12 protein-coding genes are annotated in these 12517 nt (G+C 65.2%); 6 read left to right on the top strand and 6 right to left on the bottom strand.

Annotated elements, in window-relative coordinates; genetic code table 11:
• Position 1 precedes the first annotated feature (1 nt).
• From uxaC to AUL31_RS09555, 4 genes are all read left to right on the top strand, one after another.
• Positions 2–1402, top strand: a complete 1401-nt coding sequence (uxaC, locus tag AUL31_RS09570) for a glucuronate isomerase (RefSeq protein WP_060604962.1) — start codon at positions 2–4, stop codon at positions 1400–1402.
• Between the two features lie 186 nt (positions 1403–1588).
• Positions 1589–1798, top strand: a complete 210-nt coding sequence (locus tag AUL31_RS09565; protein ID WP_060604959.1) for a Blp family class II bacteriocin — start codon at positions 1589–1591, stop codon at positions 1796–1798.
• 76 nt (positions 1799–1874) lie between these two features.
• Positions 1875–2117, top strand: a complete 243-nt coding sequence (locus AUL31_RS09560; protein ID WP_060604956.1) for a hypothetical protein — start codon at positions 1875–1877, stop codon at positions 2115–2117.
• A gap of 4 nt (positions 2118–2121) precedes the next feature.
• Positions 2122–3024, top strand: a complete 903-nt coding sequence (locus tag AUL31_RS09555; RefSeq protein WP_060604953.1) for an ATP-grasp domain-containing protein — start codon at positions 2122–2124, stop codon at positions 3022–3024.
• Here AUL31_RS09555 and AUL31_RS09550 read toward each other — a convergent pair.
• On the bottom strand, positions 2945–4645 hold the full coding sequence (locus AUL31_RS09550; RefSeq protein ID WP_060604949.1) for a hybrid sensor histidine kinase/response regulator: 1701 nt from the start codon (positions 4643–4645) through the stop codon (positions 2945–2947). The genes AUL31_RS09555 and AUL31_RS09550 overlap by 80 nt on opposite strands.
• Positions 4642–5280 (bottom strand): response regulator, encoded by a 639-nt coding sequence (locus AUL31_RS09545; RefSeq protein ID WP_060604946.1) that lies wholly within the window; start codon positions 5278–5280, stop codon positions 4642–4644. The genes AUL31_RS09550 and AUL31_RS09545 overlap by 4 nt, the downstream gene beginning before the upstream one ends.
• A 158-nt stretch (positions 5281–5438) precedes the next feature.
• Here AUL31_RS09545 and AUL31_RS09540 point away from each other — a divergent pair, with 158 nt between their 5' ends.
• Both AUL31_RS09540 and AUL31_RS09535 read left to right on the top strand, forming a co-directional pair.
• Entirely contained in the window at positions 5439–6761 is a 1323-nt protein-coding gene (locus AUL31_RS09540; RefSeq protein ID WP_082646877.1) for an HlyD family secretion protein, read from the top strand.
• Entirely contained in the window at positions 6758–8896 is a 2139-nt protein-coding gene (locus AUL31_RS09535) for a peptidase domain-containing ABC transporter (RefSeq protein ID WP_060604939.1), read from the top strand. Before AUL31_RS09540 ends, AUL31_RS09535 begins: the two co-directional genes overlap by 4 nt.
• A 13-nt stretch (positions 8897–8909) precedes the next feature.
• Here the strand turns inward: AUL31_RS09535 and AUL31_RS09530 are convergent, their stop codons facing one another.
• From AUL31_RS09530 to AUL31_RS09515, 4 genes are all read right to left on the bottom strand, one after another.
• Positions 8910–10190, bottom strand: a complete 1281-nt coding sequence (locus tag AUL31_RS09530; protein WP_060604937.1) for a TRAP transporter large permease — start codon at positions 10188–10190, stop codon at positions 8910–8912.
• A 3-nt stretch (positions 10191–10193) separates the two neighbouring features.
• Positions 10194–10700, bottom strand: coding sequence for a TRAP transporter small permease (locus AUL31_RS09525; RefSeq protein WP_060604934.1), 507 nt, complete (start codon positions 10698–10700; stop codon positions 10194–10196).
• Between the two features lie 63 nt (positions 10701–10763).
• Positions 10764–11735, bottom strand: a complete 972-nt coding sequence (locus AUL31_RS09520; RefSeq protein ID WP_060604931.1) for a TRAP transporter substrate-binding protein — start codon at positions 11733–11735, stop codon at positions 10764–10766.
• Positions 11736–11765: 30 nt separating this feature from the next.
• A complete protein-coding gene (locus AUL31_RS09515) occupies positions 11766–12464 on the bottom strand; it encodes a GntR family transcriptional regulator (RefSeq protein WP_244489359.1) in 699 nt (232 codons plus the stop codon).
• Between the last annotated feature and the right edge of the window lie 53 nt (positions 12465–12517).

Below are 12517 nucleotides of genomic sequence, written 5' to 3'. Positions count from 1 at the left end.
AATGAGCCTCAATCCGGATCGCCTGCTGCCGATCGAGCCCGACGCGCGCGCCATCGCACGGCGCCTTTTCGCGGAGGTTGAGCATCGCCCCATCATATCGCCGCACGGCCACACCGAACCCGTCTGGTATGCCGAGAATGCGCCGTTCCGCGACCCGGCATCGCTGTTCGTGATCCCCGACCACTACATTTTCCGCATGCTCTACTCGCAAGGGGTGCCGTTGGAGGCGCTCGGCGTTCCCCGCTTCGACGGAGCACCGGTGGAACAGGATCCGCGTGCGATCTGGCGCCTTTTCGCCGCGCACTACCATTTGTTTCGCGGTACGCCGTCGCGGCTGTGGTTCGAGCATGCCCTTCAAACCGTGTTCGACATCACGGAACGGCTGTCTGCGTCCAATGCCGACCGCATGTTCGATACGATCTCGGAGACCTTGACGCAGGATGCCATGCGCCCTCGCGCGCTTTTCGAACGGTTCGGCATCGATGTCATTGCCACGACGGACTCCGCCGACGACACCCTGGCCTACCACGATGCGATCAGGGCATCCGGCTGGAGCGGCCGTGTCGTTCCCACCTATCGGCCGGATGCGGTCGTCGACCCCGACCGGCCGGGTTTCCGAACGGCGCTTCGGCGCTTTGTCGAGATGTCGGGCGAGGCGGCGACCTTTGCCGGCTACCTGACGGCGCACCGCACCCGGAGAGCGTATTTCCAGGAGCGTGGCGCCACCGCCACCGACCATGGCCACCCGACCGCCGATACGGCCGACCTGTCGACCGCCGATGCCGAAGCGTTGTTTGCGGACATCCTTGCCGGAACGGCCGATGCCGAAGCGCGTGCGCTGTTCCGTGCGCAGATGTTGACGGAGATGGCGCGCATGAGCCTGGACGACGGAATGGTGATGCAGATCCATCCCGGTTCGCTGCGCAACCATAACAAGGCGGTCTTCGATGTCTTCGGCTTCGACAAGGGAGCCGATATCCCCACACGGACGGACTATGTCCATTCCCTGCGGCCGCTTCTGTCGGCCGTCGGCAATGAAATCGGCCTGACGGTGATCCTGTTCACCCTGGATGAAACCGCCTATGCGCGCGAGCTGGCGCCGCTCGCCGGACATTATCCGGCCCTCAGGCTCGGCCCGGCCTGGTGGTTTCACGACAGCCCGGAAGGCATGCGCCGCTTTCGGGAAATGACCACGGAAACGGCAGGCTTCTACAACACGGTCGGCTTCAACGACGATACGCGCGCCTTCCTGTCCATTCCGGCGCGGCACGACATGGCACGCCGGGTGGATTGCGCCTTCCTGGCGCGCCTCGTTTCGGATGGCAGGCTGGACGAGGACGAGGCCGCACAGTTGGCTTTGGACCTTGCCGGTAGGCTGGCCAAGGAAGCCTACAAGCTTTGAGAACAGAGAGCGATAACAGCATAAAGTGCCGCATCGTACACCTGTACGAATGATCGTCTCGCGGTGGGAGCTTATAATTTCTCCCAGATATAGCCAAACAAAGTATCCAGAATTTTCAAAGGCTATATCGATGTTCCATTGAAACAGGAGATACTGATGTCCACTGCACAAATGGAAATCAATTCAATGAGAGAATTGAATTTCGACGAAATGAATATGGTTGGCGGCGCTGATTTTTCCTGGCAGGCGGCGGGTGCGTCGATGGTTGCCGGCGGCGTAGCCGGGGGCCTGGGCGGCATGGCGCTCGGCGGCATCGGGGCCGCGCCTGGCGCGCTGGCCGGTGCCCTGGCCGGGGGCATCACCTACGGCGTCTATGAAGTCGTCATGCTGCTCTAGACGGCCAGCCTCTGCGGGCGCGCGGGATTGCTCGCGCGTTTCCGCGCCCGGGAAAAGCAAACGACGAGGTAAGACGATGACCAATCTGAACGACGGAACCATGCGGACTCTGACCGATGGTGAACAGGAACGCGTCTCCGGTGCCAGTGCCGAGTTGGTAACGACCCTTGCGGTGGGCGAGGAAGACGGCGGCGGCGGCTTTGCCACCACCAAGGCGCTCGGCGAGGAAGATGGTGGCTGGGCAACCACGATGGCGGTCGGCGAAGAGGATGGCGGCGGCCTGTCGCCCATCGCGCTCGACGCCAAGATCCATCGGTAAGACGATGATCGTCATTGCCGGCGGCCTTCACGATACCAACCTGACGGTGCTGCTGGACCGGCTGCGGCAGCGAGAGCTGCCGCACCGCGAAATCCGCGTCGGTCCGGAAGGCGGGCCAGGCCTGCGCATCGACATCGCGGCCAACAGGCTGGAGATAGATGGGGAGGTGCTGGAGCCGACGGCGATGTTCGTTCGGCAGGACGTCTTTCTGTATCCGACGCAGGATATCGCCGCCGCGCATGCCGGCGCGTCGAACTGGTATAGCGCCGTACGTGGCTGGGCCCTCGGCCGGCCGGACATACGCATGTTCAACAGACAGACGAGCCTGCGCGAAAACAACAAGATCCAGAATCTGGTCGAGGCCCTGAAGGCGGGGCTTCGCGTGCCGGAAACACTGGTATCGACGGCTGTGCCGGAAGCGGCGGCCGTCGGCGCCTGGATCACCAAGCCGGTTGCCGGGGGCGCCTATACAAGGCTGGTGGACGAGGTCACGGATGCGGATGGTGCGCCGTATCCAAGCTTTTTCCAGCCCCGGCTGGAGCGGCCGGAAATGCGCATCTACAAGATCGACCGGATTTTGATGGGCTTCTGGCTGGCGTCGCCGGACCTCGACTATCGAGAGACGCAGAGTGCTCTACTGTCCGAGGCTGAGGTGCCGGCCGAGCTGGGCGCCAAGCTTCTGGCGCTCTGCGATAGGCTGGGGCTCGAATTCGCGGCCGCCGACTTCATGGCCGATGCCGATGGCACCCTCCACTTTCTGGAGGTGAATTCGCAACCCATGTTTGCCGCGTTCGACCGTGTCGTCGAGGGGCGTCTTGCCGACGCGATCATCGACCGTCTTCTCGACGCCGCGCCAGCACGATCAGCGACGAGCGAAGCTCGATGGGGCGCAACGGCTTCTGCATGACGGGAATATCCCGCCCCATGACCGCCTGTTGCACCCGCCCGTCGTCGTGACCTGTCATCAGCAGCGCCGGTACCTCGGCGCCCAGCCTGAGGCGAACCCTGTCGACGATGTCGACGCCGGAGACCGGCCCGTCCAGATCGAAATCGGTCAGCACCACGTCCACCGGTTGGGGTTCGAAATCGGCCGAGGCTTCCGCCTGGACGACGCATCCCCAACGGCGCAGCAGCAGCGAGGTCGCGTCGAGAACCTGCCTGTTGTCCTCCACCAGAAGGACCCGCAGGCCGGCCAACGGCTCGTACGCAACGGGGCCGGACCGCTCCGTGGTCTGGTGCCGCGCTTCCGCGGCGCTGGCGATGCGCAGCCCGGTGATGGCGAAGCCGGCGCCGCGCCCGGGCGTGGACCGCACCTGCACCGAGCATTCCAGAAGGCGCGCCATGCGCTGCAGGATGGACAGGCCGAGGCCGATGCCCTCCACGTCGCGGCCGGGTTGCGGGATACGATAGAACTCGACGAAAATGTTGGCCTGTTCGTGCGGCGCAATGCCCGGTCCGCGATCGATCACCCAGATTGCCGCGGTCCCGCCATTGCGGCGGCAGCCGATCAGAATGTCCGAGCCGGGAGCGTGCTTGAGGGCATTGGAGACGAGGTTCTGCACCATCGTCTCCATCAGGGCGCCGTCCGTGCGGACGCGCAACGCCGTTTCGACCACCCTTATCCGAACGCCGCCGGCGCGTGCCGCTTCGCCGTTGCGCGCCGCAACGCCCTTGAGAAGCCGGCCGATGTCGACAGTGGACGGTCGCACCTCGATCTTGCCGCTGTCCAGCATGGAGACATCGAGAAGCGAGCGGAACAGGTTCGACACGCTGTCGAGCGCGCGGTCGATATTGTCGGTCATCTGGCTTTGGGCGCCGTTCAACCCTTCCTCGCGCAGGCAGGCCGTGAACAGGCTGATGGCATGGATCGGCTGGCGCAGATCGTGGCTGGCCTGGGCCAGGAAGCGCGATTTTGCGATATCGGCAGCCAGTGCCGCATCGCGCGAGCGCCGCGTTTCCCGCAGCAGGAGGTTGGCGTAGAGCGGCACGATCATCGCGGTCAGGAACAGCATGCCGACAAGGCTTGGATGCTGCCGCCAGAACGGCGAGGTAAGACCGATCACCAGCACGCTGGCCAGCGATGCGGCCGTGCCGGCCAGAAGATACCACTGGCCGAAGCGCATGCCGTAGCCCACCGTGACCCAGATGAGGATGGCATAGATCGGCGCGGCGAACTGCGCGCCGATGGCGATCGTGGCGGTCAGGATGGAATAGTCGAAGATCAGCGTCGTGATGCGGCGCAGCCGTGACGCGTGGGGCCACAGCCGAATCGATGCGCGGATCACGAGCGAGAAGGCCAGTGCGCCGATGAACATCCAGAGATATAGATTGCCGAGCGTCGGCGACAGCAAAGAGAACGCGCGCCCGAGCAAGAGATAGGCATTGGCGACAAGAACGATGGCAACGCGGATGTCGGCCTGCTCGCGTTCGTGCCGCGCAAAGGGCAGGCTGTCCGATGCACTGCCCAGCGACCGGATGAGGGCAAGCCGCTCCGAACGGCTGCCGACGGGATCGGCCAGTTCCGTCAAAGGCCCAGCTCGGCAGCCCGGAAGGCAGCCGCGCTTCGGGACGACACGTCCAGCGCCCTCAGCAGCGCCGAAACGTGCACGCGGGCGGTAAAGGGAGAGATGGCAAGATCCCAGGCGATTTCCTTGTTCGTCTTGCCTTGCGCCAAGAGGGCAAGCACCTCGCGCTGACGCGGCGTGAGGGCGTCCAGGCACACACCGGGAGCCTCGTCCGTCGGCTCGCCCGAAGGCGCTTCCGTCACGATGACCGGTTCGCCGGCCAGGATCGCCTCTACCGCCTCGACCAGTGCCGTCGGCGGCACCGACTTGCAGATGAAGCCGTCGGCGCCGTTGCGCATCACGGCCTGGATTTCGGTCTGGTCTTCGACCATCGAGACGACCACGATCGCCATGCCCTTGAACTCGGCGCGCAAGGCCGGCAGGCAGGTTTCCGCGTCGAAGCCCGGGAAGCGGAGATCCAGCATCATCATGCCGGGCGGCTGGCCGTCGCGCGCACAGGCCAGCGCTTCGTCGAAGCTGCCGCACTCGGCGATGCGCGCCAGCGGAAAGCTGCGCTGCATCAGCCGGCGCAGGCCATCGCGGAACAGGGGGTGATCGTCTGCTATGACGATGCGCTCGGAATCCTCGAATTCACCCATGAGTAAACGTCCGACCCTCCCGGCGATCCTGCACTGCGACTTAGGGCGCGGACCGTTCACCTGCCCTAGTACATGTGTACGACTAGCGGCTTGCGGCGCGACATCTAGCCTTTATTGCCCAATTGCAACTCAAGGGTAAGAGGCGACCGGCGATCCAGATGGCTGACCCTGCACCTCTGTTCCGGCCTGAATCGCTGGAATCGCGTCGCCATTCCTGGCTGGGACGTCCGATGCTGATGCCCTCTCCGTCGGGGGCCGTCTTCGCGATATTCTCCATAGTACTGGTGGTAGCCCTGGCGGTCGGACTGGTGTTCGGGGAGTATACGCAGAGGGTGCGCGTCGGCGGTGTTCTGCTTCCATCGGAAGGGCTGACCCGTATGGTCGCGCCGCAATCCGGCTGGGTGACGGAGGTGGCGACGGCCAACGGCGCACGCGTCGGGCGCGGCGATCTTCTGTACCGCATCAGCATAGACCAGCAGACGGCGCTCGGCGACACGCAGGATGCGGTGGCGCAGCTTCTGCGCGACAAGGCGGACAATTTACGCGCCGCCATCGAAAGGCAGGTCGAGCTCGACGCGCAGGAGCGCGGCTGGCTGGACGTGCGGACCGCCAACCTGACGGCGGAAATAGAGGGAGCGGACGAACAGATCGTCGTCCTGACCGAATTCGTCGAGCAGACGCGCACCTTCGCCGAACGGCAGGAGGACTATGTTTCGCGCGGTATCTCCGTGGCCGGCGAGTATCAGGCCCGGTTGTCGGCCTATCACGCGGAGCGGAGCCAGCTTGCCCGTTTGAAGCGGGAGCGTATCCAGCTCGAGTCCCAGCGTGCGGAGATCGTCAACCAGATCGCCGGCTTCGATCTCGCCGCAGAGACGCGGATCTCCGAGATGCGCCGACAGATCATCGACACGGAGCAGCAGCTTTCCGAAGCGGAGGCGCGGCGGTTGATCGAGGTGACGGCCCCGCGCGACGGCCGGGTAACCGGTCTTCTGACGCTGGCCGGGCAGACCGTATCGGCCGGCACGCCGCTGTTGACCATCGTGCCGGAAGACAAGCCGCTGAGGGCGGAGCTGCTCGTACCCAGCAGCGGCATAGGCTTCGTGCGCGAGGGCAGCCCCGTCCTGCTGCGCTACGAAGCCTTTCCCTATCAGAAGTTCGGCCAGCATCCCGGCCGGGTCGAGTCGATTTCCCGCACGACGCTGCGGCCGGAGGAACTGACCTTGCTCAATGCCACGGCAACCCAGGACACGGGTTCGGTCTACCGCATCACCGTATCGCCGGACGAGGAGCATGTCGCGGCCTATGGGCAGGACGTCCGGCTGCAGGCCGGAATGCAGGTGGAGGCCCACATATTGACCGACACGCGACCGCTGTATCAATGGATCCTTTCACCGGTGTACAGCCTGCGTGGCGGCCTGACAGGCGCCGACGAGGGGCGTCCCGCCGCGGGGCCCGGTCCGCTTGCCGAGGCCGCGCCATGACGGGCGAGACGGGCGCATCGCTGGCCGGGCGGATTTCCACCAGCCTCTTCGCACGCACACCGCTGATCCTGCAGAGCGAGGCGGCGGAGTGCGGGCTGGCCGCCATGGCGATGGTGGCGGGGCACCATGGCCACCGCATGGACATGGCCGCCATCCGCCGCCGCTTCTCAGCCTCGATCAAGGGCACGACCCTGCGCGATCTCGTGTCGGTGGGCTCCGGGCTTGGCTTGGCGACGCGCGCGCTGCGGCTGGAGCCGGGCGATCTCGGCAAGCTTCGGTTGCCGTGCATCCTGCACTGGGGGCACAATCATTTCGTCGTCCTGACGAAGGTGCGCAACGGCTCGATCGTCATCCACGACCCGGCCAAGGGGCGACGCGCAGTGCCCATGGCGGAAGTATCGCGCCAGATGACGGGCGTCGCCCTGGAAGCCTGGCCGGCAGAGGGTTTCACGCGGCGGGACGAAACCGCGCGCCTGCGTGTGACGACCATGCTGGCCCGGACGACGGGCCTGTGGCGCACGGCATTCCAGGTGCTGGCCATATCGCTTGCCATCGAGGCGGCGGTGATCGCCATGCCCATCGGTTTCCAGCTTGTGCTCGACGAAGTGGTCGTTGCCGCCGATTACGACCTGCTGACGCTGATCGCACTGGGCTTGTTCCTGCTTCTGATCGTTCAGGTGGCCGCCACCTTCGCGCGGGCGTGGGTTACCATGCTGGTCGGCTCCAGCCTGGCGCTTCAGTGGAAGGTCGCGCTGTTCGACCAGCTACAGCGGCTGCCGCTGTCCTTCTTCGAGAAGCGGCATGTCGGCGATGTCGTCTCCAGGTTCTCATCTGTGGATGCCGTCCAGCAGACGCTGACCACAAGTGCGATCCAGGCGATACTGGATGGCATCATGTCCGTCACGCTGATCGTCATGATGTGGCTTTACGGGGGCTGGCTGCTGTGGATCGCGCTGGCCAGCGTCGCGGTCTATTCCATCATGCGCCTGCTCTACTACCGGCCCTATCGCGGCCTTTCGGAAGAGGCCATCGTCGCGGCCGCGCAGGAAAATTCCCATTTCATGGAATCCGTCCGGGGAATGAGCAGCATCAAGGTGCTCAACCTGGAAGAGCGGCGTCGCGGCGTCTGGTCGAACCATCTCGTCGAGCGGATCAACGCGCAACTTGCCGTATCGCGGTTCGACGCTGTGTTTTCCGCAGGCAACGGCTTTCTGTTCGGGGTCGACCGCATCCTGATGATCTATCTCGGCGGACGGGCGATCCTGGCCGGAGACCTGTCGATCGGAATGCTCGTCGCCTTCCTGGCCTACAAGGACCAGTTCGCGGCGCGTGTCGCCAGCTTCATCGACACGATGCTGCAGTTCGCGATGCTGTCCCTGCATGGCGAACGCCTTGCCGACATCGCCTTCGCCGAGCCCGAAAAAGTCGGTAATGGGGCGGCGGCGCCGGTACGGGACGGGGAGAACCGGCCAGCCGCGATCACCCTGTCGGGCGTCGGCTTTCGGTATGCCGAAAACGATGCCCCCATTCTTTCGGGCTTCCACATGCATGTGGCGGCCGGGGAGTGCGTCGGCATTGCCGGGCCGTCCGGTGTCGGAAAATCGACGCTGCTGAAGCTCATGGCAGGTTTGGCCGAGCCGGAGACGGGGCAGGTGCTGGTGGATGGCGTGCCGCTGGCATCGATCGGGCTGAATGCGCATCGCGAACGGGTCGGCTGTGTGTTGCAGGAAGACAGGTTGTTTGCCGGCTCCATAGCGGAGAACATTTCCGCCTTCGATCCGGCGCCCGATCCGGCCTGGGTACAGGCGGTGGCCAGGATGGCAAATATCCATGACGAGATCATGCGCATGCCGATGGGCTACGAGACGCTCGTCGGAGACATGGGCAGTTCCCTGTCGGGTGGGCAGAAGCAGCGCGTCGTCCTGGCAAGGGCCGTCTACCGGCGCCCGGCACTGCTGCTGATGGACGAGGCGACCAGCCATCTGGACCCGGATGCCGAAGCGGCGATCAACGCCGCGGTCCGGCACCTGCCGATGACGCGTATCCTGATTGCGCATCGGCCATCCACGCTGCAGATGGCCGATCGCGTCGTCACGCTTGCGCCGCCGGGCGCGGCCGCGCAGGCGGCGGAGTGATGCGGCTACGGGCTCAATTTCCCATCATGGCGTTTGGCAGCCAGGTTGCGAAGGGCGCGTAGTAGGACACCATCAGCAGCACGATGATGTTGGACAAAAGGAATGGCAGCACCGCCTTGATGACCGGCAGCAACGGGATGCGGGCAATGTTGCAGGCCACGAACAGGCACACGCCGACTGGTGGCGTCGTTAGTCCGATCATGAGGTTCAGCACCGCGAAGGTCGCGAAATGGACCGGATCGATGCCGACGCTCGTTGCCAACGTCAGGAGCGGGACGAACAGGATGATCAGCGCCGCGATCGTTTCCATGAACATGCCGACGATCAAGAGCAGGATGTTGATCAGCAGGATGACCAGCAGCGGATTGTCGGTGATCGACAGGACGGTCTGCGCAAGCGCCTGCGGGATCCGCTCGGAGGCCAGGATGGATCCGAACACATTGGCGAAGCCGACCAGGGCCAGGATGCCGGCCGAGGAGATCGCGCTGTCGATGATGATGCGCGGCACCTTGGACAAGGGCAGTTCCCGGTAGACGAGCGTGCCCACAAGGAAGGCGTAGATGCAGGCGACGACCGCCGTTTCTGTGGGCGTGGCCATGCCGGTGATGAGGCCGCCGATGATCAGCGCGATCATGGCCAGCGCCCACGACGCCGACAGCGCCGCCGACACGAGCTCGCCCCAGCCTTGCCAGGGCATGCGCGGATAGTTGCGGCGCACGGAAATCACGTAGCAGGTGATGCCCATGCCGATGCCCATGAGGACACCCGGCACGGCGCCGGCCAGGAACAACTGCCCGACCGAGATACCGGACAGCGCGCCGACGATGATCATCGGAACGCTGGGCGGAAGCATGGGCCCGACGGTGGAGGAGGCCGCCGTGATGGCGGCGGAGAAGTCGGCCGGATAGCCGGACTTCTTCATGCCGGGGATCATGACCGAACCGGTTGCCGCGACATCGGCGACCGCCGTGCCGGACACGCCGCCGAACATCATGGAATCGGCCACGTTGGCCATGGCGAGGCCACCGCGCATCCAGCCGACCAGCGCGTTGGCCAGACGGATGATGCGTTCCGTCACGCCGCCGTAGTTCATCAGGTTGCCGGCCAGGATGAAGCCGGGAATGCACAGCAGCACGAAGACATCCATGCCGGCATACATGCGCTGCGGCAGGATGACGATGGGCAGGCCGGCGACCAGCATGTAGGCGAGCGACGACAGGGCCAGACAGATGGCAACGGGCACGCCGAGGGCGAGCGTCACCACGAAGGTGACGAGAAGCAGTGCGAGTTCCATCGATCAGGCTTCCTCTGGGCGTTGCGGACGCCCGTCATCGGCGCCGGCCAGCATGCCGACGACCCGCAGGGCGGAAAAGAGAAACAAAAGGACCGCCAGCACGAAGACGCTGGCATGGACCATGTCCATGGTGACGCGAAGGGCGGGCGACCGCTGGAAGGCGCCGATCTGCACGAAGCGCCATGCCGGCCAGATCATCACCGCCGCCAGCAGCGCGGTGGCGGCCAGCGCCACAAGGCGCATCCACCAGGAGGCACGTTCGGGCACCGCTTCCTGCAAAAGATCGACCGCGACGAACTCGCCGGTCATCAGTGACAGGCCGATGCCGAAGGCGACCATGTAGAGCAGAAGGATGCGCGACAGCTCTTCCGTCCAGACCGGGGAGGGCAGGCCGAAGGTTCGCGTGGCGATCTGCAGCGTAACCACGACGATCAGCCCGAAGAAGGCCAGGCCGACGAGGCTTCGGGTGGTTGCCACCAGCAGGCGCGAGAAGAGATTCAGGAAGTGCATTGGCGATCCCCATGCGTTTCGCGCGATGGCCATGCGCGTGTCATGGCCATCGCGCGGTTCGGATCAGCGGGCGAACAGCTCTTCGACCGTCGGACGGATTTCCGCATCGACGGAGTCGATCACGGGCTGGCGCGCCTTTTCCGCGAAGGCCGCCTTGTCGACCTCGACGAAGGTCATGCCCTTGGCTTCCAGGTCGGCGCGGATCGCGTCCTCGTCGGCCAGGAACTGCTCGCGCTCGAACTCCTGCGCGATCCGCGCGGCTTCGATCAGGTGCGCCTGGTCGGCTTCGTCGAGCTGGCTCCAGACCTGCTCGGCAATCGCCAGATAGATCCAGGAACGGACATGCTCCGTCATGTTCACATGGCTCTGCACTTCATTGAACGATGCCGTCTGGATGAGCGCGAGGGGGTTTTCCTGGCCGGCGATGGTGCCGTTCTGGAGCGAGGTGAACACCTCCGAGAAGGCCATGGGCGTCGGCAGCGCGCCGAGCGCGGTCCACGTATCCACGAACAGCGGCACGTTGGGTACGCGCATGCGCATGCGCTGGAGTTCGTCGGGCGTGGTGATGGCGCGGTTGGCGGTCAGGTTGCGCGGTCCGCGCGCGAAATAGGCGAGGGGGCGCACCTGGGCGCGCTCGACGATCTGCGCCTCGATCTGGTCGCCGATTTCGCCGGAGGCGACCGCGTCCATCTCTTCCAGCGTCTGGTAGGCATAGGGCAGGGCCAGCAGGGAGGCCATCGGCGCCCAGTTCTGCAGGCTCTCGCCGGTGATGGTCATTTCCACCGTGCCGAGCTGCATTCCGTTGATCAGGTCGATTTCGCGGCCGAGCGAGTCGTTCGGGTAGACTTCCACGACGATGCGCCCGTCGGTCCGCGCCTTGACCTCCTCGCCGAAACGAAGCGCTGCCTTGTGCCAGGAGTTCTGTTCATTGGCGAGATGGCCGAGCTTGAGCGTCAGATCCTGCGCCAAAGCGCCCGTACCTGTCGCCAGCGCCACGATCAGCCCCGCGATACCCGTCTTGAAACCCGTTGTCATGAAATCCTCCCTGAAGATGCGTTCGAAAGTTCAGCCGCCCTTCCCGAACAGGTCGGGATGGGCCGCGGCGATATCCGGAAGCGAGCGCAGGATTTCGCGCAGGTGCCCGCGCATGGCCTCCTCCGCGGCGGCGGCGTCGGCCGCCTCGATGGCTCGCGCTATGGTCTCGTGCTGGGCGATCAGCCGGCGCACATGCATCTCTTCGACGCTGAGATAGCGGATGCGGTCCATCTGCGCCTTGACGTCCTCCACCACGCGCCAGGCGAAAGGCACGCCGGCGATCTCGGCCAGCGTGCGGTGGAACAGCTCGTCCAGCTTCATGAAGGCGGCGACGTCATCCTCGGCTACGCGCTTCTGGTCGTCGATCTGTGCCAGCAACCGGCGGGCGTCGTTGCCGTCGGCGCGGGTGGCCGCAGCGCGTACGACATCGGCCTCGATGGCCTCGCGCACGAAGCGCGCCTCGGTAACCGCCTCCGCCGTGATCGGACTGACCATCGTGCCGCGTTGCGGCCGAACCCGCACAAGTCCTGCCTCGGCAAGCTTGATGAAGGCTTCGCGCACGGGTTGCCGCGAAACGGAGTAGGCCTTTGCGATTTCCGTTTCGGAGATGATCTCGCCGGGGCGCAACTCGGCGCGCACGATCCGCCCCCGCAAGCTTTCGTAAAGCTGCGGCGCGATGGCGGTGTCGGCGTCGAGCTCGACGGCCGGTCGCTCAGATCCTGCTCCCACGCGAATCCCCCTCGTCCTCGCGCCTATTCTCTCCATACTTCCATACTAGTCAA

Origin of the sequence: Aureimonas altamirensis, from assembly GCF_001463885.1 — a bacterium.
In the GTDB taxonomy this organism is placed as follows: Bacteria; Pseudomonadota; Alphaproteobacteria; order Rhizobiales; family Rhizobiaceae; genus Aureimonas; species Aureimonas altamirensis.
Note: the sequence above shows the minus strand (reverse complement) of the source record. Positions and strands in the feature narration are given on the sequence as shown.

Coding starts and splice junctions, on each gene's coding strand:
- AUL31_RS09560 (WP_060604956.1), top strand. CDS start 1,875: ATGACCAATCTGAACGACGGAACCATGCGGACTCTGACCGATGGTGAA.
- AUL31_RS09540 (WP_082646877.1), top strand. CDS start 5,439: ATGGCTGACCCTGCACCTCTGTTCCGGCCTGAATCGCTGGAATCGCGT.
- AUL31_RS09535 (WP_060604939.1), top strand. CDS start 6,758: ATGACGGGCGAGACGGGCGCATCGCTGGCCGGGCGGATTTCCACCAGC.
- AUL31_RS09520 (WP_060604931.1), bottom strand. CDS start 11,735: ATGACAACGGGTTTCAAGACGGGTATCGCGGGGCTGATCGTGGCGCTG.
- uxaC (WP_060604962.1), top strand. CDS start 2: ATGAGCCTCAATCCGGATCGCCTGCTGCCGATCGAGCCCGACGCGCGC.
- AUL31_RS09555 (WP_060604953.1), top strand. CDS start 2,122: ATGATCGTCATTGCCGGCGGCCTTCACGATACCAACCTGACGGTGCTG.
- AUL31_RS09525 (WP_060604934.1), bottom strand. CDS start 10,700: ATGCACTTCCTGAATCTCTTCTCGCGCCTGCTGGTGGCAACCACCCGA.
- AUL31_RS09545 (WP_060604946.1), bottom strand. CDS start 5,280: ATGGGTGAATTCGAGGATTCCGAGCGCATCGTCATAGCAGACGATCAC.
- AUL31_RS09565 (WP_060604959.1), top strand. CDS start 1,589: ATGAGAGAATTGAATTTCGACGAAATGAATATGGTTGGCGGCGCTGAT.
- AUL31_RS09530 (WP_060604937.1), bottom strand. CDS start 10,190: ATGGAACTCGCACTGCTTCTCGTCACCTTCGTGGTGACGCTCGCCCTC.